The sequence below is a fragment of the Listeria monocytogenes genome (genome assembly GCF_900187225.1).
GTDB classification, from domain to species: Bacteria; Bacillota; Bacilli; order Lactobacillales; family Listeriaceae; genus Listeria; species Listeria monocytogenes.
The window spans coordinates 140,344-161,151 of sequence record NZ_LT906436.1 but is presented as its reverse complement, the minus strand read 5'-3'; the positions used below and the strand labels follow the sequence as shown (position 1 = coordinate 161,151).

General features: G+C 37.5%; 21 protein-coding genes and 1 pseudogene. 4 read left to right on the top strand and 18 right to left on the bottom strand.

From position 1 onward, the window contains the following. Positions 1 to 36 precede the first annotated feature (36 nt). The gene (locus CKV70_RS00805; RefSeq protein ID WP_003723495.1) at positions 37 to 321 is read left to right on the top strand and encodes an AbrB/MazE/SpoVT family DNA-binding domain-containing protein; all 285 of its coding nucleotides are present in this window, start codon (positions 37 to 39) and stop codon (positions 319 to 321) included. Between the two features lie 44 nt (positions 322 to 365). On the opposite strand, the gene rsmI is transcribed toward CKV70_RS00805, so the two are convergent. From rsmI to holB, 6 genes are read right to left on the bottom strand one after another with little or no spacing between them, the layout of a single operon-like run. Next, positions 366 to 1,247 carry a 16S rRNA (cytidine(1402)-2'-O)-methyltransferase gene (rsmI, locus tag CKV70_RS00800; protein ID WP_014600397.1) on the bottom strand — a complete coding sequence of 294 codons (882 nt, stop codon included), beginning with the start codon at positions 1,245 to 1,247 and terminating at the stop codon, positions 366 to 368. Next, the gene (locus tag CKV70_RS00795) at positions 1,244 to 1,516 is read right to left on the bottom strand and encodes a GIY-YIG nuclease family protein (protein ID WP_003723493.1); all 273 of its coding nucleotides are present in this window, start codon (positions 1,514 to 1,516) and stop codon (positions 1,244 to 1,246) included. Before CKV70_RS00795 ends, rsmI begins: the two co-directional genes overlap by 4 nt. Then, positions 1,500 to 2,252, bottom strand: coding sequence for a tRNA1(Val) (adenine(37)-N6)-methyltransferase (locus tag CKV70_RS00790; RefSeq protein WP_010989364.1), 753 nt, complete (start codon positions 2,250 to 2,252; stop codon positions 1,500 to 1,502). Before CKV70_RS00790 ends, CKV70_RS00795 begins: the two co-directional genes overlap by 17 nt. A 57-nt stretch (positions 2,253 to 2,309) precedes the next feature. Beyond that, positions 2,310 to 2,699 carry a DNA replication initiation control protein YabA gene (gene yabA / locus CKV70_RS00785; protein WP_003723491.1) on the bottom strand — a complete coding sequence of 130 codons (390 nt, stop codon included), beginning with the start codon at positions 2,697 to 2,699 and terminating at the stop codon, positions 2,310 to 2,312. A 10-nt stretch (positions 2,700 to 2,709) separates the two neighbouring features. Next, entirely contained in the window at positions 2,710 to 3,543 is an 834-nt protein-coding gene (locus CKV70_RS00780; protein ID WP_003723490.1) for a PSP1 domain-containing protein, read from the bottom strand. A gap of 5 nt (positions 3,544 to 3,548) precedes the next feature. Continuing rightward, a complete protein-coding gene (gene holB / locus CKV70_RS00775; protein WP_009930814.1) occupies positions 3,549 to 4,541 on the bottom strand; it encodes a DNA polymerase III subunit delta' in 993 nt (330 codons plus the stop codon). Positions 4,542 to 4,757: 216 nt separating this feature from the next. Here holB and CKV70_RS00770 point away from each other — a divergent pair, with 216 nt between their 5' ends. After that, positions 4,758 to 5,588 carry an STAS domain-containing protein gene (locus CKV70_RS00770; RefSeq protein WP_014600395.1) on the top strand — a complete coding sequence of 277 codons (831 nt, stop codon included), beginning with the start codon at positions 4,758 to 4,760 and terminating at the stop codon, positions 5,586 to 5,588. A 41-nt stretch (positions 5,589 to 5,629) separates the two neighbouring features. Here the strand turns inward: CKV70_RS00770 and CKV70_RS00765 are convergent, their stop codons facing one another. The 4 genes from CKV70_RS00765 to CKV70_RS00750 form a co-directional block, all read right to left on the bottom strand. Beyond that, entirely contained in the window at positions 5,630 to 7,345 is a 1,716-nt protein-coding gene (locus tag CKV70_RS00765; RefSeq protein ID WP_003723487.1) for a SpaA isopeptide-forming pilin-related protein, read from the bottom strand. Positions 7,346 to 7,537: 192 nt separating this feature from the next. Beyond that, entirely contained in the window at positions 7,538 to 9,622 is a 2,085-nt protein-coding gene (locus tag CKV70_RS00760) for a SpaA isopeptide-forming pilin-related protein (protein WP_014600394.1), read from the bottom strand. A gap of 283 nt (positions 9,623 to 9,905) precedes the next feature. Next, on the bottom strand, positions 9,906 to 10,718 hold the full coding sequence (yidA, locus tag CKV70_RS00755) for a sugar-phosphatase (RefSeq protein ID WP_014600393.1): 813 nt from the start codon (positions 10,716 to 10,718) through the stop codon (positions 9,906 to 9,908). Positions 10,719 to 10,763: 45 nt separating this feature from the next. Continuing rightward, complete coding sequence (locus tag CKV70_RS00750) at positions 10,764 to 13,103, bottom strand: ATP-dependent DNA helicase (RefSeq protein WP_014600392.1); 2,340 nt, start codon at positions 13,101 to 13,103, stop codon at positions 10,764 to 10,766. 279 nt (positions 13,104 to 13,382) lie between these two features. Here CKV70_RS00750 and CKV70_RS00745 point away from each other — a divergent pair, with 279 nt between their 5' ends. Further along, positions 13,383 to 14,063, top strand: coding sequence for a Crp/Fnr family transcriptional regulator (locus tag CKV70_RS00745; protein ID WP_003723483.1), 681 nt, complete (start codon positions 13,383 to 13,385; stop codon positions 14,061 to 14,063). A gap of 3 nt (positions 14,064 to 14,066) precedes the next feature. Here the strand turns inward: CKV70_RS00745 and CKV70_RS00740 are convergent, their stop codons facing one another. From CKV70_RS00740 to CKV70_RS00730, 3 genes are read right to left on the bottom strand one after another with little or no spacing between them, the layout of a single operon-like run. Next, a complete protein-coding gene (locus CKV70_RS00740) occupies positions 14,067 to 14,873 on the bottom strand; it encodes a metal ABC transporter permease (RefSeq protein WP_014600391.1) in 807 nt (268 codons plus the stop codon). Further along, positions 14,822 to 15,526 carry a metal ABC transporter ATP-binding protein gene (locus CKV70_RS00735; RefSeq protein WP_003723481.1) on the bottom strand — a complete coding sequence of 235 codons (705 nt, stop codon included), beginning with the start codon at positions 15,524 to 15,526 and terminating at the stop codon, positions 14,822 to 14,824. The genes CKV70_RS00740 and CKV70_RS00735 overlap by 52 nt, the downstream gene beginning before the upstream one ends. 12 nt (positions 15,527 to 15,538) lie before the next feature. Further along, positions 15,539 to 16,477, bottom strand: a complete 939-nt coding sequence (locus CKV70_RS00730; protein WP_014600390.1) for a metal ABC transporter substrate-binding protein — start codon at positions 16,475 to 16,477, stop codon at positions 15,539 to 15,541. A gap of 221 nt (positions 16,478 to 16,698) precedes the next feature. On the opposite strand from CKV70_RS00730, the gene CKV70_RS00725 reads away from it, so the two are divergent. Beyond that, positions 16,699 to 18,354 (top strand): peptide ABC transporter substrate-binding protein, encoded by a 1,656-nt coding sequence (locus CKV70_RS00725; protein ID WP_014600389.1) that lies wholly within the window; start codon positions 16,699 to 16,701, stop codon positions 18,352 to 18,354. 137 nt (positions 18,355 to 18,491) lie between these two features. Here the strand turns inward: CKV70_RS00725 and CKV70_RS00720 are convergent, their stop codons facing one another. The 5 genes and pseudogenes from CKV70_RS00720 to CKV70_RS00700 all read right to left on the bottom strand — a co-directional run. Further along, a complete protein-coding gene (locus CKV70_RS00720) occupies positions 18,492 to 18,803 on the bottom strand; it encodes a hypothetical protein (RefSeq protein ID WP_014600388.1) in 312 nt (103 codons plus the stop codon). A 44-nt stretch (positions 18,804 to 18,847) separates the two neighbouring features. Beyond that, positions 18,848 to 19,219: a ribonuclease toxin immunity protein CdiI gene (gene cdiI / locus CKV70_RS00715; protein WP_003733905.1), complete on the bottom strand. Its 372-nt coding sequence runs from the start codon at positions 19,217 to 19,219 to the stop codon at positions 18,848 to 18,850. A 133-nt stretch (positions 19,220 to 19,352) separates the two neighbouring features. Continuing rightward, entirely contained in the window at positions 19,353 to 19,736 is a 384-nt protein-coding gene (locus CKV70_RS00710; RefSeq protein ID WP_014600387.1) for a hypothetical protein, read from the bottom strand. A gap of 381 nt (positions 19,737 to 20,117) precedes the next feature. Continuing rightward, complete coding sequence (locus CKV70_RS00705; RefSeq protein ID WP_003723994.1) at positions 20,118 to 20,525, bottom strand: hypothetical protein; 408 nt, start codon at positions 20,523 to 20,525, stop codon at positions 20,118 to 20,120. A gap of 19 nt (positions 20,526 to 20,544) precedes the next feature. Beyond that, positions 20,545 to 20,757: pseudogene (locus CKV70_RS00700) on the bottom strand (hypothetical protein); the annotation flags it as partial. Positions 20,758 to 20,808 lie beyond the last annotated feature (51 nt).

Sequence of the window (20,808 nt, the reverse complement as noted above, 5' to 3'; positions counted from 1 at the left end):
GTTAAAATGAATTAAAATTATCAAGAAGGTGAGAAAATGAAATCAACTGGAATGGTAAGAAAAATCGACGAACTTGGTCGTGTGGTTATCCCGATTGAAATAAGAAGGACAATGAACCTAAATGTAAAAGATCCCTTAGAAATTTTTACAGATGAAGATGCGATTATATTGAAGAAGTATTCTGCTGGCTTGGTTTGTGATGTTACCGGAGAATTTTCTGTTGATAATAAGAAATTTGTGGACGGCAAACTGACGCTTAGTAAAGAAGGTGCTGCGGCATTAATGGAAGAAATTAAACGCCGCTTTGGCGATACATTATAAAAAAATCATGTGCGAGTTCCCATTCAAGGATTCGCACATGATTTTTATTTTATTTCATGATAAGCAGAGTAAACTTCTCGTTTTGGTAAATTTCTCGCTTTCATAACGGTTTTAATTGCATCTTTAGAACTAACATTTTCCTGTTCCATTACGGTGCTTACGTGCGTTTTAATATCGAGTTCTTGCCACCAGAGCTGCTCTTCTGCAAGTGGTGGGTTGGAATTGCCTTCGATAATCAAGCAAAATTCCCCGCGGATTTCTTCGTCCATTGCCCAGTTCAGCGCATCTTCAACCGTTCCACGCAAAAATTCTTCAAATCTTTTTGTGAGCTCTCGACACAGGACGATTTTCCGATCATTTCCAGTGATTTTAATGATTGCTTTTAGTGTTTCTTTTAAACGATGTGGTGATTCATATAAAATCCACGTTTCTTCACGAGCCGCCAACTTTTCAATCGCTTGAGTACGCTCTTTGTTTTGGCGTGGAAGAAATCCGTAAAAGTAAAACGGCTGCGGGGCAAGACCAGATGCAATCAGTGCAGTTAATGCAGCATTGGCTCCCGGTAATGGGATGACAGGAATATTAGCATCTAACGCACTTTGAACAAGTTCGTATCCCGGGTCAGAAATAGATGGCATCCCAGCATCACTCACTAGCGCCACCACTTCTCCGCCCAGCATTCGCTGAATAATATTATCTTCTTTATTTTCCTTCGTAAACTGATGATAACTCGTCATTCGGGTTGTAATTTCAAAATGATTTAAAAGTTTCACGGTGTTTCGCGTATCTTCCGCTGCAATAATATCCGCTTCTTTAAGCATGCGAATTGCACGAAAAGTCATATCTTCTAAATTACCAATCGGCGTCGGCACTAAATATAATGCCCCTTGGCTGGTTCCGCTGAAACTCTTTTGACTTTTTATCACTCGGACTCCTCCTCCCGTTGTATTAAATAAGCGTCTTTATTTTTACGTGATAATTTTTTGAACGCAGCTTCTGCTTTTGTAGCTTCACTTCTTGTTTCGAATTTTTCAAAATGGATGACTTTTACCGGACGACGCGTTTTTGTATATTTACATCTAATTCCCGCATTGTGTTCTGCTTCTCGGCGAAGAACATCAGTTGTATAGCCACCATAATATGAATTATCACTACATTTTAGCACATAAAAGAAATGTTCACTCGCTTTCGCCATATAAAATCTCCTTAATTACTGGAGTATATTCTCCAAGTTCATCATATACGATAACAGGTGGTACATATTTTACACCAGGTTTTCCATCTTTAATTCCTTCCACAAGCACCGTATTCGCTTCTTTATCTATGCGCGGATGAACGAATTGAATGCGTTTCGGCTCTAAGCGATATTTTCTCATTATATCAATGATATCTAGTAATCGTTCCGGACGATGAACAAAATTCGCTTTTCCCCCTTGTTTTAAAAGGCTTGCTGCTACACGAATAGTATCTTCTAACGTGCACATTACTTCATGGCGAGCAATCCGAAAATGTTCATTGGTATTTTTCAAACTTGTATCCGGGGTTGCAAAATAAGGTGGATTACAGGTGACAATATCCGCGCGCTCTTTTGGAATAAGATCTGTAATATTTTTCAAATCATATTCGATCATTTCAATTTGCTCTTCTAATTGATTATACGAAATGCTTCTTTTCGCCATATCTGCCAGGCGCTCCTGAATTTCAACACCAACTATTTGCGCTTCAGTTCGCGTGCTAAGTAATAAAGGGATAATCCCATTCCCGCTACATAAATCAATTATTTTCCCCTTACGCACAGGCAAATAACTGAATTTCGCTAGGAGAACTGCATCTATCGAGAAAGAAAATACCGATGGGCTTTGAATAATCCGCAAATTTTCTGCTAATAAATAATCCAGTCTTTCATCACCTATTAATTTGAGTTTTTCCAAATGATTCACCTTTTCTAGCAAAAAGCCCTTCTCCTGAATCGAGAAAGGCCCGTCATGTTATTTTTTATTGAGCAAGGATAAGCAAAATAAACAATCTTCATCATTACCACGCGGGCTGCCGAAATGTACATTGCAAACATGAAATCCTTCCTTGTAAAGTTGGACAAGATTGTCATAACCTTCCCCAAGTTCAATCATTTGCTGCATTGCTTCCTTACGATTAGGCGCCATTACACCGTGTTCCGCCTCTGTTTCGGCTTTAGGTTCCGGTGTCGCTTCATCGGTCAAAGAAAGTCTGCGTCGCAGATGTTCGTTTTCAAGGTTTAATCGGTTATTTTCTTCCAACATTTCGCCTAAGTTTGTCTTTAGATCTCCAAGTTGCTGATACAATTCGCCAATTTGCTCCTCCATATTACTGACTGAGTCAAAAATAGCTTTTTTATCCAATTTTTTCACCTCAAGACTTTGCCGGTTGTTTTAGAAATTCGTTGTATGGGCGTAATTCGTCCAATTCGTATTCTATAACCGTCTCTTCTTCGGGCAAACTCACTTGTAAGATTCTAGAAAGCAAGTTGATTCCCGAAACACGTGCTTCTGCGCCTTCTGGAGTTTTTACTTTTACACCAACATCTGGCATTTCACGTTTAGCTTGCTCATATTCATCGTTCTCATATTTCAGGCAACACATTAAGCGTCCACATAAGCCAGAAATTTTCGTCGGGTTAAGGGACAGGTTTTGGTCTTTCGCCATTTTGATGGAAACGGGTTCGAAATCGCCTAAGAAAGTGGAACAGCAGAGCATACGACCACATGGACCAATCCCACCGAGCAATTTCGCTTCATCACGAACACCAATTTGGCGAAGTTCGATGCGAGTCCGGAAAACAGATGCTAAATCTTTCACGAGCTCCCGGAAATCAACGCGACCTTCTGCAGTAAAGTAAAAAATGATTTTATTACGGTCAAATGTATAATCCACATCAACCAAACTCATTTCAAGTTCGCGCTCGCGGATCTTTTCATCACAGAGTAAAAAGGCTTTCTGACAAGAGTCGCCATTCTCAGCAACGCATTTATAATCCGCTTCTGTTGCGATACGCAGTACTTTCTTAAGTGGTAAAACGACGTCTTCTTCGTCCACGTAGCGTGGTTCAATGACCGTTTTACCAAATTCAATTCCTTGTGCATTTTCAACGATAACACCTTGGTTTTCTGTGATTTCCAGTTCGCCAGGTGAGAAATAATATATTTTACCAACGTCTTTAAAACGGACGCCTACAATTTTAAGCATAGCGATTACCTCCCTTGGATTTCCAGAACTAACTGCTCCATTAGAAGTTGCGTGTTCATATTGGAATCCAGTTTTGATTTCGCAGCGAGAATCTTCTCGATTTCCCCTGTGGTTTCGGACAGTGACTTGCGCAGCGCATCTTGTCCGAGCATTTCTTTTTGCGCTGTACAAATTGGTTCGTAGTTCTCGTCAAGTGTAAGGTGTAGCCGGTCGCGGTACAGCAGTAACAACAATTCGAGCCCAAGCGCCATCTTATCTTTCTCTTTAAAAAGTGGCATCCATGATTCTTGAATGATAATTAATGGGCTGGTTCCTTGATGGTGAATTCCTTCGTATAACTTGATGACAACATTTCTTGCCTCACTAAACCACTCACTCTCTTCAAAAGCCTTCGCTTCTTCCACACTCCCAGTAATGCTAGCATAAATCCGCGCTTTTTGTTCGGAAATGCCTGCTGCTGTTAGTGATGCGAGTAAACTATCAAAAGTCAGTGATTTGAATGTGACAGGTTGCAGTCTTGACTGGATTGTTGGCAAAATTTGCCCGGGATTTGTTGTTAAAAATAATAATAACAAACCGCCTTCTGGTTCTTCTATAAATTTCAGCAGACTATTGGCTGATTGAACAGTCATTTTTTCTGCATCGTAAATGATAACTACTTTTTGATCCGATTCCATCCCACGTTTACTAAGTTCTTGCTTAAGCGCGCGAACCTGATCAATTTTAATACTAGCCCCATCTGGCTCTAGCAAATGAACATCCGGATGATTATGACTCGCTATTCTCGTGCAATTGGTACACTTTCCACAAGCAAGCTCGGTTTCAGTGCTTTCTAAACAAAAAAGGCTCTGAGCTAACCAAAGTGCTGTGCGCTTCTTTCCTGTACCCCTTGTTCCTTCGAATAAATAGCCGTGAGATAATCGATTTTCGCGGACACTTTTTGAAAAAATCTTCATGACCACTGGTTGCATCATTGTAAGTTCATCCTGTAATCCCACAAAAAACTTCCTTTCTATCCATATTGTAATATTATACCATGACCAAGCTTAAATAGCTTCGGAATTTTAACAAAAAAATAACGTTGGATTTGTTAACTAATATTACAATTTCAATAAATTAGTTATTTTTCTAAAATTTAAATGGACAGTACACCGTTTTGAGCATAGAATAAAGAAAAGTAGTTATTATACTTAGACTTAAAGGGGTTGTCTGGTATGAATGAATCGAATGGAAGTATGGAGCTATATTTAAGAGAACATACCGAAGAAATCATTAATAATTGGTTATCAAAAATTTATGAAAATACGTATACTAGCTTTGTTTACTCTCCACAATATAAAGATGAACTGCGCGCTGACAGTGAACAAACAGCGGACTTAATCATTTCCTATTTTGCTGGTAAAAAAGCGTTCTTTGAGAAACTCGACAAATGGCTAGATAACATGTACGCACGTCGCATGGAAAATGAAGTGCCATTACCTGAAGTTATTACTACCTTAGATAAACTACGTCGCGAATTTGTTACAGCCGTTGGTGACTTTTGTATTCATAATGATGAAGTGTCTAAATGTGAATTCTCATCAAGCATGGCAATGGTTAATCACGGATTCGACCGAATAAACGAAGCCTTTTCTGCAATGTATTACAATGATATCGTGAAACATCTAGAACAACAACATCGCTTAATTGAAGAAATTAGCACCCCAGTCATTTCCATTACTGACAAATTGGCGATACTTCCTTTAATGGGCCGTGTAGATCGTGAAAGAGCAGAAAAGCTATCCGAAATTACTGCAAATAAATGTGTTCATTTAGGCGTGGAACAATTGTGTATTGATTTATCTGGAATCACGTATTTTGACGATGCGTTAGGAGAGATGCTCACCAACTTAGTGACGATGCTTAAACTTCTTGGCGTCGAGGCATTTATTTCTGGCATTCAACCAAAAATGGCGCAACAAATTAATCGTGTTGAATTAAACTTATCTATCCCAGCCTATCATTCGTTAAAGGCTGTTTTGCAAGATCAAACTAGAACTATATAAGAAAAACCGTAAGCGATTGTATTATCGCTTACGGTTTTTTATTATTTTCTTCTAAGTGCAATTAAGCCGCTCGCTGAAATGGCTACGAGTAACAGTCCCCATCCATTAACAAGTGGCGAATCTCCTGTTTTTGGTAAAGCTGTCTGTTTGCTGTCTTCACTTATTATTTTATCCGGTTTTTCTGGTTTTTTTGGTGGTACTGGCACTTTTGGTATTTCTGGTTTTTTCGTATTTTCTTTTGTTACAGTTACGTTTAATGCTTCTGTGCTGATTTTAAATTTCAATGGTGTAGTGTCTAAAATATAACCTGTTGGTGCTTTTGTTTCAACAAATTGATACTCACCTGGAAGTAAATCAGCAACCGTTAGTTTACCTTTTTGGTCCGTTTTAAGATTTGTTTTTAGTGTGTTACCATCTTTATCTTGTAATTCGAATTCGGCATCAGCTAGAAGACTTTTTGTGTCACGGTCGACTTTTTCTAGTGAAACGGATCCTTTGATGGCAGTATTTTCTTTAGATACGAATAATGATTGGTGGGTATCATCAATCGTGAATTTCACTGGAGACGCATCCAACACGTATCCTTGTGGAGCTTTCGTTTCGATTAGCTGGTATGTGTCATATTTCAGGTTTGAAATTGCCAGTTTTCCATCTGCATTGGTTTTTAATCCCGTTTGCACAGTGGCTCCCGCTCCGTTGACTAACTTAAATTCGGCACCTTCTAGCGGATTTTTTTGGGACGAATCATCTGTTTTCGTTAATTCAACAGAACCAGTTGTCCCTTCTCCACCACCGCCGCCTCCTGATGTTGGTGTTGCGACTTCGATTTCTTGTTTAATGAAGTTATCGCCTGTTAATTGCCCTTTATTAGTGTAGTTAGGCGATGCTCCGTTGTCGGTAGAAGTTGTGTAGTATGAAATTTTGACAGAATCTGTTAAATTTCCTAGATCAACTTTAAAACCATCCGTTGTTTGAGTAATTGCAGATGAAGGCACCTCAGCTCCTGGTGTGAAGTTATCATCCGGGTCAAACTCGCCGTGGAATGCTTTTATTGAATTAAAATCAACGACTTGTTTTGGTCCAATAAAGTCTTCATAAACGGCATTTTGAATGTTTTGTTTGGAATAGTTAACTCGCACAACCCACTGGATAAGCTCAGGATTTTCAGCATCAGCCCAGCCGTATTTATATAAGCTTTCATCCGGGTCGATTTGATTTTTGCCTCCAACACCCACATCAATTGTTTCTGTGGTACCATTTACTGGAAATTCAACTGGAACATTTTCATTACCTTCTACTAATGATTTATCCCAATTAGTCCAAAAATCGAGATATCCACTAATATTGGAGTTTTTTTCGACAAAGTCTGTAAATGTAATAACTACTTGGCCAGTCGATTTTTTAGCAATCACATGACCTACCGTGTTGCCATCGTGATCTTTTAAAGAAAAGTCTAAATCTGTAACTATCTTCAGCTCTGGAGGTAACACAAATTCCATTGTGTCGCCTTCCTTAACATTAGTTGAATTGGGGATTTCCCAAGTATAGTGAACCTTGATGCTATCATAATACCCGAAGTCCGTTTGGGGATTTCCATCTGCATCTAATAATTCAACAGTTTTCAAAAAATCGGACCCATAATTAGTTGCTGCTTTAACAAAGTTAGTCTGAAATATAACGTTTACAAGCAAGATAACGCTAAGAAATGCTAATCCGAATTTCTTTAGATTAGACATCATTGTCGTGCGTTTCTTCATAAAAAAACCATCCTTTTTTAGTTAATTTCAATCATAAATTTATTACTAATTCATAGTGATTATACATTATTTTTCCTAAAAATCGGTTCTTATCTATCAAAAAATCTCCTAATTGTGAACGTTTTGTGACGATTAAGATTCTAAAATGACCTAATTAAAACAGGCTTAGATAATTATCTAAGCCTGTTTTTTCTATTTGCGCTTCAGCAGAAGACCGCTTAATGACAAGGCTATCAGGATTACTCCTAAGCCAGCAAAACTATTTGTATCTCCTGTTTTAGGAAGACTTTGAGTTATTCTTATCGGGGTTGTTTTTGGACTATCCTCGCTGTTTTCTGTTTTCTTAGGCGTAACTGGTACTTCTGGTTTTGTTGGTGGCACAGTTGGTTCATATGGTACTGGTGGTAACGGAGTAGGCGGTACTGGTGTTGGTGGTACTGGTGTTGGTGGTACTGGTGTTGGTGGTACTAATGTGTTTTCTTTTGTTACTTTTACTATTGGGTCTGTCTCACCAGCGACAATTTCAAAACTAACTGGGGTCGTATCAAGTTCATATCCAATCGGGGCTTTTGTTTCCACAAATTGGTATGTCCCTGGTACTAAATCAGTTACTTTTAGAACGCCATTTTCGTCCGTAGTTAAACCAGTTTGTAATGTATTTCCTTCTTTATCTTGTAATTCAAATGTTGCTCCGGCTAGGGTTGCTTTGGTTGCAGAGTCTAACTTTGTTAGTTCCACGGAGCCAACTTCTAGTGTGTTTTCTTTTGTTACTTTTACTACTTGATCTGTCTCACCAGCGACAATTTCAAAACTAACTAGGTTATTGTCTAACTTGTAGCCTGTTGGAGCACTTGTTTCGACAAATTGGTAACTGCCTGGTACTAAATCAGTTACTTTTAGAACGCCATCTTCATCTGTTTTCAAGTCTGTTTGGAGCGTATTTCCTTCTTTATCTTGTAATTCAAATGTTGCTCCTGCTAGGGTTGCTTTGGTTGCGGCATCTAGTTTTGTTAATTCTACGGAGCCAGTGTTAAGTGTATTTTCTTTTGTCACTGTAATTGCTTGGTTGTTTTCACCAATAGTGAATTCTACTGGTGTTGTATCAAGTTTATAGCCTGTCGGGGCTTTTGTTTCGATTAATTGATAGGTGTCAAATTTCAGGTCTGCAATACTAAGTTTTCCGTTCGTATCTGTTATAATGCTTTCTTGTAGAACAGTGCCTTTTGAATCCACTAATTTGAATTCCGCACCTGCGAGAGTTGCTTTTGTTTTCGCATCTTCTTTCGTAAGTGTTACTGAACCAGTTGTTCCTCCTCCTTCACCGCCACCGCCTGATGCTGGTGTCCAAGTAGACGTTTGCTTTGTCACAAAATCAGTTCCGGCTAATTTAGCAGTATTATCATACTGAGTGGACTTCCCACCATCTGTAGTAGTGGTTGTGTAAGAAATTTGCACTGAATCAGTTAGATTTCCTAAAGCTACACTAAACCCGTCACTTGTCGCAGAAAAATTGGTGCTGGAAATCGGCGCACCTGCTGTAAATACTCGGTCCGCTGAGTACGTTCCGTGAAAGGCTTTAATAGAATCAAAATTTAATGTTTGTTTTGCGCCAATGATGTCGGTGAAAACAGCATTTGGGATATTAACTTTAGCGTAATTCACGCGAACAACCCAATGAATCAAACTTGGATTACTAGCATCTACCCAACCATATTTGAAAAGCGTTTCTGTCGGGCTAACTGGTGTTTTTTCACCAACTTCTACATCTATTACGGTTGTTCCATTTTCAAGAGGGAATACTAAATCAACTGTTTCATTTCCAGTAATTACTTTTTGGTTAAAAGCAGTCCAGAAATCCAGTTCGCCCTTAACATCGGAATGTTTTTCTACATAATCACTGAAAACTAGTGTTACTTGATTTGTTGCCTTTTTTACAGTGGCCGTTCCAACTACTTGACCTTTACTATCTTTCACGTCAAAAGCGAGATCGGTTGCCAGCGCCAATTGACTTGGCAGCGTGAAATCCATTGTGTCGCCCGCTTTTACGTTTGTTGAATTAGGGATAGACCAAGTGTAATGCACATCCATGTTGTCATAGTAGCCAAAATCCGTTTGCGGCACACCGTCCTTGTCTAAAAGTTCTACTGTGTTTAAAAACTGAGAACCATAACTCGTTGCTGCTTTCACAACTGTCGTTTGGAAGATTGTGCTAGCAACGATTAAAATACTTAAGAAAGCTAACCCAACTTTTTTTAAAAAGTTTCCGTTTTTACTCATTACAAATTCATCCTTTACTAATGAAGTTTTGTTATTATCACATATCATATGACAATTGAGTAACTCCAAGCTATATCACTTTTCGGAAGTACTGCTCCTAAAACGCCATCTTTATGAACTTTTAGTGACTATTTTAAAGGACTATATATTATAAAGTACTTAATTGAACAAAAAAACCGAAACTCCTTTATAGGAAGTTTCGGCTTTTTGTAGCAATGTGTATGCTTTTTAGTATCCATTTATACTTTATTGCAATACTCTATTTTTACTACCATTCGCTATTTTATCGGTCCAGAATAAGCATTTGAATAGCCTGTGCCACACCATCTTCATTATTAGTAGTTGTTGTATAGTTGGCGATTTCTTTAATATGCTCTGTCGCATTTCCCATCGCAACTCCCATACCAGCGTACTCGATCATGGTAATATCGTTTTCCTGATCTCCAATACTCATGACTTCACTTTGGTCCACCCCAATTTTATCTGCTAAACTAGCGAGAGCTGATCCTTTATTAACCCCTTTTTGCAAGAACTCTAAGTTATATGGAACACTCCGGACAACGTAAAATTTTTCTTTGATATTCTCTGGTAATTTTTTTATCACATCGGTAATTTTTTCAGGTGAGTCTAATAGCATAACTTTGGAAACATGAATAGATTCAGGCGCTTCTTCTACAGGTAAATGATATAGTGGCGTACCAAGTAGCAGCGAATCTTGACAAGTGATTTCTGTGATTTTGCGGCTTGGTACATACATGTTTTTTCCATCAAAATAAGTGACGTTAACATTTTCCGCGTGACAAAATGCATAAATTTCTTCTAGCTCAGTTTTATTTAAGGTTATATCTGCTAATGTTTTTTCTGAAGCTGTTTCTAACACAACCGCCCCATTAAACGTAATTGCGTAATCCCCTTCATCTAAAAGATCTAGTTCAATTAAGCTTTTTTTAATTCCTGCAAGTGGACGACCTGTACATAATACTACTTTTACCCCTTTTGCTTTCGCAGCTTTAATAGAATCACGCACAGCTGGTGTGATTTCGTGTGTGTCGTTTAATAAAGTGCCATCAATATCTATCGCAATAATTTTATACATAATTTCCTCCCAAAAATGACTAATTACTTCTATTCTACTAGAAAATTAGCTATTCCGCCAAAATCCGGCCACTTCTCGGGAGATATCGTCTTTGCTCTTCACTGTTTTCGCATGGTTCCAGTGCGTAGGGAATAATGCTCGGTAACGATCGGCAGAAAATCGTTCTTCTATTAACAACACTACGCCACGGTCCGATTCTCCTCGAATAACCCGGCCAACTGCTTGAAGCACCTTATTCATTCCTGGTATCTGATATGCATAATCAAATCCCCGACCAATCGTTTCATTATAATAATCTTTAATTAAATCAGATTCGTGATTCAGTTGCGCAAGTCCTACTCCAACAACTGCCGCACCGACTAATCGGTTGCCACGAAGATCTACCCCTTCTGAAAAAACGCCTCCTAAGACGCAAAAGCCAATCAAGGTTTCTACATTCTCTGCTTGAAATCTTTCTAAAAAATGCTCCCGTCGCTCTTCATCCATAGCAGTTTCTTGTTTTTGCAACCTGATGTTAGGATATTTTTCTTTAAATAAATCGTATACCTTTTGTAAATATAGAAATGATGGAAAGAAAAATAAATAGTTGCCGTTTTCCCCAGAGACTAGAGCATAGAGAGCATCTACGACAGCTTCCATACTATTTTCGCGCATTTGGTATTTCGTACTAATATAATCCGCTACTAGTAAATGCATGTTTTTTTGTTTAAATGGTGAAGAAAAAATCATTCTACTCGTGTCTTCTTGACCACCAAGTAAATTTGTATAGTAATCTATTGGTCGAAGCGTTGCTGAAAAGAGCACCGAGCTGCTTCCGAGTTTCAGTCTTTCTGATAATAAGAACGACGGATCCAAGCATACTTGTTTTATTTCTAAATCTCCGTGGCTTTTCGTTACTTGTGTGACGTAACGATCATCATAAAAATCCGCAATTGCAACATATCTCAAACTTTCAAAATAAAGTTCCAACACATCCGCTTGTATTTCTGACTGAGTATTTTGCGGCAACCATTCCTTCGCTACAAAGGTGAATTTTAGGACCGATTCATTCCAATCAATGAGTTCATTTTTTTGCACATATATAGTTTCATCTAAATCCTTTAGTTTTTTATTGAGTGCGATCATGTCTTTATTCATCACATTGATTGCATTTAGCAATCGCTTGTTATTTTTTGCGTCCAGTCTCCGTTTGACTTGCATAACTGCAGATTTTTTTAATGTCGCTGAGTACATCGAGCGCGCACGGTCTACTAAATTATGCACTTCATCCACCAGAAAAGTATATTTACCTGGCCCTTCTGCAAAGAAACGTTTCAAGTAGACTACCGGGTCGAATAAATAATTATAATCACAAACTATTACATCACAAAAAAGAGCCACATCCAGCGATAATTCAAATGGACAAAGTGTGTATTTCCGGGCATAACTCTCAACAACTTGACGGGTAATTGCTTCTTCGGATTGCAACATATCAAACAATGCTTCGTTCAAACGATCATAATAACCTCGCGCAAATTGGCAATGATCTGGTTCACATTTCCTCTCGTCTAAAAAGCATATCTTATCCTTCGCAGTTATTGTAACACTCCTTGCAGCAAGTCCTTTACGACGCATCTCATCTAGCGCATCTTCGGCAACTTGCCGCGTAATGGTTTTTGCAGTAAAGTAAAACAATTTATCCGTTTTCCCTTCACCCATAGCTTTAATACCGGGAAACAAAGTCGACATTGTTTTGCCGATACCTGTGGGCGCTTCACAAAACAAACTTTCTTCTGAAGATATTGTTCGGTACACCGCAATCGCAAGCTCTCTTTGCCCACTTCTATAGCTGTCATATGGAAACGTTAATTCTTGAATTGTTTTATTTCGTTTCATTTCCCAAGCGGCAGATGCCTTTGCCCAAATAGCGTATTGGGAAAGTAAATCGTCCACAAAAACGCTCAGTTCCTCGCGACTCATTACACGTTGAAATTGTTTTACTTCTTTGTCAACTACTTGATAATACGTTAATTGTAGAGTAACTTCTGCCAAATCGGACTTTTCTGCAAGCATAAATCCATAACAAATAAGTTGCGCCCAGTGAAGAGGTCGAAAATTTTCGGTAATTTCATCCATTGGCGTCTCAGTTGTTTTAATTTCATCAATCATTCGGCCATTTATGATGCCATCTGCGCGTCCATCAAGCGAAAAAGCAATTCCGTCCACTATTCGGTCTAGGTTTAGCCGTACCTCTGCAGCATATTCTTCCCCAGCTTCTTTTTGGAGTAATTGATGAATTTTTGTTCCTTCTAAGGCGCGGTCTGAACTAGTCATCCGGTTATCGATACTACCGCTTCTCCGCACAAACTCTACTAAACGCCTAACTGAAATACGCACTTTTCTCATCAATAGTCCTCCTTTACAATCCAGTTGAATTATAACACAGAACCTACGTTCGCAACAATTCGATAAAAAAAGACTAATTTCGGACTTTCGTGGCAAAACAGTCTAAACTCGCACACCACAAAAGCTTATCAGTATTTTTCACTAAAAAAAGACTTATAATGAGTTAAAAATTTCACATTTTAGAAACATTTATACGTAAAACACTACTAGACTGCGTAAAACCGTTCTTTTGCATTCTGATACAATTATGTTTACAAAAGAAGATTGGAGAAAACAATCATGCCAAAAAATTTATATAATTACCAAGAATTTATTCGTTTATCCCATGAAGGAAAAATAGCTTATGAACAAATTGATGTACCGAAAAACGCCAGCCTATTAACAGAAAAAATTGATATAGATAATCATATTTACCTTGTAGTTGATGGATATATTGCTTTGATTTTAAATGATGGTAGCCAAAATTCCAAAATCTATTCTATTCAAGGTAAAGGAACATTTTTGAACTATTTTACATTACTTGACCAAAGTAATAATCATTTTAATTTTAAGACTCTCTCTGGATGTTCATTATATAAGTATTCGAAAGCAGATATGGAGTATTTCCTTTCAATGTTTCCCGAGAATTTCGGATTTCAATTCTTCATTATGAAAAACCAGACTACTCATGTTTACTTTAAAAGCTTAATGGCAAGTAGTCCGGCTTCTGAAAAACTTAAAACGACATTTTCGAATATGGCTTTATTACATGGAGTTCTGAGTGATGATGGTACAGTAATTCTTCCTCAAGCAATTAAAACAAGTCATCTACTTTCTTATAGTAACCTTTCGAAAAGCTGTTTTTACAAAGATTTGCAATATCTTAAAACAACAAATCAGATTGAAAAGAAAGAAAAGTGTTGGATTATTCATGACCAAGCGCTTTATACAATGATACAGAATGGTCAAACATCGTTCTAAAAATCATTTTCGTATTAGTTTTAAAACAACAGTCGAAATAATGAAAAGAATGATAAACATTAAGGTAATTGTTGCGCCAGGTGGGGTTCCTAGTTGGTAGGAAGACACAAGGCCGGAAAACATTCCGACTAAGCCAATCAGAATTGCACTAATAACACACATCAGGAACCCTTTTGAAATTCGCATACCGATTGCAGCTGGTAGTATAATGAGCGCTGAAACGAGTAATGCTCCGGCTATTGGCATAATAACCGCAATCGCAATCCCAGTAACCACACTGAATAAAAGCGAAATCAATCTTACAGGGACTCCTTCTGCAACTGCAACATCTTCACTAAAAGTAAGTACAAACATAAACCTTTTAAATACTAAGAACAATACTACGATAGCTACTCCTAAAATTACCAACAGCTGCACTTGCGCCTTACTGATTGTTACAATCGAACCAAATAAGTATTGCTGCACGCTTGTTGTAATTCCACCCTGATTTAAACTCATCAGAACTAACGCCACAGCAAGTCCACCAGCCATTAGTATCGCAATGGACAACTCTGAATAAGTTGCATAAACTCCGCGCAAATACTCAATTCCAAGTGCCGCAATAACTACTACAATAAGCGTTGTCACACTGGGATTCACATTTAAAACCAATCCAAAAGCAACCCCCGCAAGCGACACATGCGAAAGCGTATCTGCCATAAGTGACTGTCTTCGGATAATCAAGAAAACTCCTAAAAGAGGAGCAATAATAGCGATTATCATGGACGCTTGGAAGGCTCTTTGCATAAATCCATAGAGAAACATTTCCATGACACATCCTCCTTTCTAATAAGGCGAATATGCTTATCCACAAAGTCTTCCATTTCTTCACTATCATGTGTTACCATCAAAATCGCTTTACCATGTACTTGCGCTTCATGCTTTAATAAATTATAAAAACGGATTTTACTTTGTTTATCCATCGCCGTCTGTGGTTCATCCAAAATTAATATATCTGGGTCTGTTGCAAACATTCGCGCTAAGCAAATCCGCTGCTTTTGTCCACCAGATAACTCGCCGATACGTTTATGACGATAATCCCACATTTCTACAGACTTTAATGCTTTTTCAACATGCGCATGATCTTTTGTAGTCAGCCGTTTGAACCATTTACCATTCGGAAAACGTCCTGACCTTACTAATTCGAGAACTGTACTTGGAAAACCAGCATTAAATGAAGCTATTTGTTGCGGTACATAACCTGTCAAAAGTCGCCCGCCATCTGCGTTCTTTTTGGCGAAAGTCACGGAACCTTTATCGGGTTGTAAAATGCCCAAAATAATACGGAGCAGTGTTGATTTAGCTGCTCCGTTTTCTCCTGTTAGTATAATAAATTCTCCCGCACTCACTTGAAAAGAAATGTTTTCAAGCACTGGCTCTGATTCGTATTTAAAACCAATATTGGCTATATCGATGTATTTCATTTGATCGCTTCCTTATTTTATTGTTTTTTGCAAGGCTTGAAGATTTTGTTCCATATAAGCTATATAATCCATGCCTTTTTTCTGTTCTTTATCGGTAATTCCTTCGATAGGGCTTAATACTTCTAATTTTGCACCGGTTTCGTTTGCAAGTGTTTCTGCGACTTTCGGTGAAGCTACTTCTTCAAAATAAATGGTACTGATGTTGTTTTCTTTCACGTATTTTTGCAGTTCGGCTAAGCGCGCTGGACTTGGTTCTTGGTCAGGTGAAAGGCCGGCGATTGCCACTTGATGCAAGTCATATTCTTTTGCTAAATATTGGAATGCTGCATGTTGGGTTACGAAATCGCGTTGTTTTGCTCCTTCAAAAGCTGTTCTAAATTTATTATCGAGTGTTTTTAACTTCTCTTTATATTTTTCTGCGTTCTTTTTGTATGTATCTGCTTTTGTTTTATCTGCTTTTGTAAGACCGTTCTGGATATTGGTTACTTCTTGTTCGGCAAGGACTGGGCTTAGCCATACGTGAGGATCGTGTTCATGGTGGTGCTCTTCTTCGTGCTCATGATCATGGTCTTCTTCGGTTCCTTCTACTAGCTCGATTCCTTTACTCGCATCAATCACGGTTAATTTTTTCGAATCTAAGCTTTTAAGTACGCTCGGCACCCAAGTTTCCATGTCTTCACTATTATAAACGAAAACATCAGCCGCCTCGATTTTGGCAATATCCTTTGCGCTTGGCTCGTAATCATGCGGTTCTGTCCCCGCATCAATCAACATTTCAATCGAAGCATTATCTCCCGCTACATTTTTAGTAAAATCGTACATTGGGTAAAAAGTTGTCACTACCTTGAGCTTGTCCTTATCTCCACTTACTGTATCGTTGCTAGTACCGCATCCGGCCAAAACTAAAACGAACGCTAACACTGTTACAACTAAAAATGACCATTTCTTCATATTATCTCTCCTTTTCCGTAATGATTACGATTTAAAACTTAAAGTTACACTATGTAAATTATGATTGCGCATCGCAAAACGTAATCATTCTTATTTGCACAAAATATCTTATCACGGGATTATTTTTGCGTCAAGCAGTTTTTTGCCAAATCATTAACTTGACTTATCTTATCGGAATACTTATAATAACGATAAATACACAGATAGAAGGGGAGAAAACCATGCATTTTTTAAAGAAAACATTGCCTATTTTTGCCATTTTGACAGTACTTTTACTCACAGCATGCGGAAATGACAATGAAAAATCTACGACAAAAACTTCCCCGGACAAAATTAAATTTCTTGAAACCAGTGAATTACTGACTTTAAATACGACAGCTGAGGAAGACTTTACTAGCTTTACCGCACAAAACCAAGTCTTCGAGGGATTATACACACTTGATCAAAAAGATAACTTTGTTCCTGGGGTTGCTGACGGAATGCCAGAAATCAGCACTGACCAAACGAAATATACCATTAAATTAAAGAAAAACGCGAAATGGTCCGATGGTTCCCAAGTAACTGCCGATGATTTCGTCTACGCGTGGCGCCGTGCCGTTGATCCAAAAACCGCACCGGGCTACTCCGCACTTTTCAAAGATTCAATCAAAAATGCCACTGAAATCAATGAAGGCAAACTACCTGTAACTGACCTTGGTGTCGTTGCAACGGACCCAACAACGCTTGAAATCACACTAAAAAAACCAGTTCCATACTTCATTTCACTTCTTTCTTTTGAAACATTTTTCCCACAAAAAGAAAGTTATGTGAAAAAACAAGGCGACAAATACGGGACAGATAGTGCGCATACTTTATACAATGGCCCTTTTGTCATGAAAGATTGGGGCGGCAACATTACGAATAAATGGACTTACGCGAAAAACGACCAATATTGGGACAAAGATAATGTCAAAGTAAATGAAATTGATGTGCAAGTCGCGAAAGATATTAATGCTGGCGTGAACCTTTATAATACAAACGAGGCTGACCGCGTTCCACTTTCAGGCGATTTTGCGAAACAATACAAAGACAAGAAAGATTTCCAAACGGAAAAAGATGCGCTCATCAGTTACTTGCGCATGAATCAAAAACGCGACGGTAAAGCGACTCCACTGGCGAACAATTCCTTGCGTCATGCGCTTAATTTAGCTGTCGATAAGAAACAATTAACAGACCGGATTTTAGGCGACGGCTCATTCCCAGCGAACGGACTTCTTCCAAAAGATTTCGTCCAAAACCCAACAACGGGCGCTGATTTCCGCACAGATAGCGGCGACCATTTAGTTTATAACAAAGAAGAAGCTTTAAAATACTGGAAACAAGCACAAAAAGAACTTGGCACTGACAAAGTAACAATCGAACTGCTCGGCGATGACCAAGAAACAACGAAAACCATTTTCGCTTATTTGAAAGCGCAGTTTGAAGATAATTTACCAGGCGTGACAATTAAAGTGAAAAATATGCCTTCGAAGAGCGCGACACAGCTAACTTCTGATGGTAATTATGACTTGTCACTGGCTGCTTGGATGCCTGACTTTAAGGATCCGTGGACGTATAGTAGTTTATTCTTATCCGATTACTTTAATAACCATATGAGCTACAACAGTCCTGCTTATGATAAACTTGTAAAATCGACTGATACAACACTTGCGACGAAGCCTGAAGAACGTTGGAATGCGTTCGTAGCTTCTGAGAAAGTTCTGCTTGATGATGACGCGGCGATCTTACCACTTTATCAACATCAAACAGCGGTGTTGCAACGTACGGATATTACGGGCGTGCAGAAACATGCTTTTGGTTCGCCTTATAGTTATAAGTTTATTCGGGTGGAGAAGTAATTCGCCAGTTTGGAAAAACCCAGCAATTTTTAAAATTGCTGGGTTTTTGTTGTATAAATTATTAAATTCTATCTTTGCAAGTAAGCGTGTATCTTATTTACTAGCGACACCAACCAGATAATAGAATGCCTTTTTATTTAATTTTCAACGTAACCTTCAGTATCATCAATAAAAAATGTTAATTTCAAATCAGGGAATTTTTTATCTAGTTCTCTTAAACCAGAAATAAATTTCCTGCTTTGTATTTTTTCGGAAACATCATCAAAAACTGAACTAATTAACAATACATCTTCCTTTGAACAATTCTTTAAATAATTGATAGTTTCATCTTCACTCATAGATAAAATATTGGTTAGTTCTGCCCAATTCCTTTCAAGTCCAAAGTCATCTTCTTCATGTATACTTCTTCGTTGTTCTAAATTTACTTTAATTTGATTAGATATATTCATAATTGTCCTCCCATTTACATATTTATTTTATGTAATTAAGATATCTATATTGAATACAATTCTTGATATTTTTTTAACTCATTATCTAGGAGTAATTTTTTTTCGGGGTAGGATTCCACATACCTGTTACATATAATATTCAAATAATAATAAAATTGTTTATAATCAATCACTATTTCACTTCCAGAGTATAATCCAAACTCTACTCCGTTAAACCCTTCCCCCTGAGCAATATCATATTCATCTAAGTCTCCCGGAAAAAGACATGTACCCGATTCCACTCCAAATCCCTCTCCTTTTGAAACGGAAGTTATTATTGAAATAAATTCTTCATCAGAAATTTCATCAAAAACTACTTTTACAGGGTATTGTTTTTCATTAATTAAATCGCTATTTTTTATTCTTTCATGAAACACATTATTTTTCCTCCTACTCATTCAGGATAAGTGGTTAAAAACGAATTCTTAATTGTCACCGTAGTTATGGACATAGAATTTTTAGTTAAAGCTCTCTCATATGATACCAACCATGTAATAAGGCGCTTTTATTCTACTGCTTATCTTCCAAAAAAAAAGAGATATTTTTTTGATCCAATTCTTCCACAATAATATCTTTACAAACTACAGAAATTGTCATAATTGATAAATTAAGGAAAGACTCAATAAATTCTTCGTTATCTCCATGCTTTTCCAGAGAAATATCTTGCATAAAGTATCCTAATTGTCCCTTACTCATATCTCTAACTTTCATATTAGTGCCTGGAGCAAAACTGTTTTTGTACGATACCTTGTAACAATTCATAAATTTAATTATATATACTTGGTCCTCTTCTCCCTCAAATATTACATGAAATTCATCACCAAAATAGAGTGTTTTACAATCAAATACTCTAGCATCCCAGTATTCTGTATCCTCAATCACTTTTTGTATCATTTCAATTTTTTCATAGTTCCTCCTACTTTTTATATGGAATATGAGCATCTAAAACTTTCCGCTCGAAATAAACCCGAAACACTAGATTTCTAGGTTCTCCCTTATTCGTAAGATAAATTTGTTGTATTGCTAGAAAATACAACGTAGAATGCAATTCTCTGTTGCCCTGTGACTTGTTTTGAACGTCCCGAGGAACTCACGAAATAACTAGTACCTTGATTTGTCCCTCGAGCCTTTTCAACATAATATGGCCACCGTTTATTTGCATTAATATTTAAAATTGTTCTTTCAAACCTTCTCTACTTCCCCCTTAGAATCTAGCAAAATAGCGGGTGAAACCCTAGGAAAACGTGATTTTCATTCTTATGATAAAGTCATTTTTTATTTATTTTGTTGTAAAAACATCTCCAAAATTCGTTTTACAGGTAAACTTGCATTTTTTAGTAGGTTTTCTGCTTTATCAATTATTGACTTATCAGAAATAATTAAATTTCTATATGGCTCTCCATCAAATGAACGCAATGAATCTATCGCATATTCTGCTACTTCATCATCTTCATCAAGTAACTCTAATAATAAATTAAATCCATTCATACCTGTATCTTCTTCCACAGAATAAGCTAATCTAATTTTGTATTTATCATTTTTACTTTTTATAGTGGTCATTAATTTTTCCCAATCATCATCAGTGAAATTTCCCAATAATTCCTCAGCATAAATACATCCATCATCATACCAAGAATCTTCTGAACTATCCTCCGATAATATTTTATTTAATTCGTCAAACATAGCTTAACACTCCTTATTTACTAAATCCTTGCGCTTTACTTATCTCTTGCCCAGTAACCGGGTCTATTACTTCTTTCACTGATTGAATTACTGCCTGCAACAACTCTGCTTCTTCCTGTGCTTCATTGCTTTCATGCGGCATTTCCCCACCGAGCACAGCAGAATTATACGCGTTCGTTGCTTCTACATCTACTATACCATTTTTCATTAACACCCACATTTGACCACGGTATGGAGAATGATTGGAATGAGTTAACTTTAAATGTCAAAAAATATTGAATAA

Coding starts and splice junctions, on each gene's coding strand:
- CKV70_RS00805 (WP_003723495.1), top strand. CDS start 37: ATGAAATCAACTGGAATGGTAAGAAAAATCGACGAACTTGGTCGTGTG.
- CKV70_RS00795 (WP_003723493.1), bottom strand. CDS start 1,516: ATGGCGAAAGCGAGTGAACATTTCTTTTATGTGCTAAAATGTAGTGAT.
- CKV70_RS00780 (WP_003723490.1), bottom strand. CDS start 3,543: ATGCTTAAAATTGTAGGCGTCCGTTTTAAAGACGTTGGTAAAATATAT.
- CKV70_RS00770 (WP_014600395.1), top strand. CDS start 4,758: ATGAATGAATCGAATGGAAGTATGGAGCTATATTTAAGAGAACATACC.
- CKV70_RS00765 (WP_003723487.1), bottom strand. CDS start 7,345: ATGAAGAAACGCACGACAATGATGTCTAATCTAAAGAAATTCGGATTA.
- CKV70_RS00760 (WP_014600394.1), bottom strand. CDS start 9,622: ATGAGTAAAAACGGAAACTTTTTAAAAAAAGTTGGGTTAGCTTTCTTA.
- yidA (WP_014600393.1), bottom strand. CDS start 10,718: ATGTATAAAATTATTGCGATAGATATTGATGGCACTTTATTAAACGAC.
- CKV70_RS00750 (WP_014600392.1), bottom strand. CDS start 13,103: ATGAGAAAAGTGCGTATTTCAGTTAGGCGTTTAGTAGAGTTTGTGCGG.
- CKV70_RS00745 (WP_003723483.1), top strand. CDS start 13,383: ATGCCAAAAAATTTATATAATTACCAAGAATTTATTCGTTTATCCCAT.
- CKV70_RS00740 (WP_014600391.1), bottom strand. CDS start 14,873: ATGGAAATGTTTCTCTATGGATTTATGCAAAGAGCCTTCCAAGCGTCC.
- CKV70_RS00735 (WP_003723481.1), bottom strand. CDS start 15,526: ATGAAATACATCGATATAGCCAATATTGGTTTTAAATACGAATCAGAG.
- CKV70_RS00730 (WP_014600390.1), bottom strand. CDS start 16,477: ATGAAGAAATGGTCATTTTTAGTTGTAACAGTGTTAGCGTTCGTTTTA.
- CKV70_RS00725 (WP_014600389.1), top strand. CDS start 16,699: ATGCATTTTTTAAAGAAAACATTGCCTATTTTTGCCATTTTGACAGTA.
- CKV70_RS00720 (WP_014600388.1), bottom strand. CDS start 18,803: ATGAATATATCTAATCAAATTAAAGTAAATTTAGAACAACGAAGAAGT.
- CKV70_RS00710 (WP_014600387.1), bottom strand. CDS start 19,736: ATGATACAAAAAGTGATTGAGGATACAGAATACTGGGATGCTAGAGTA.
- CKV70_RS00705 (WP_003723994.1), bottom strand. CDS start 20,525: ATGTTTGACGAATTAAATAAAATATTATCGGAGGATAGTTCAGAAGAT.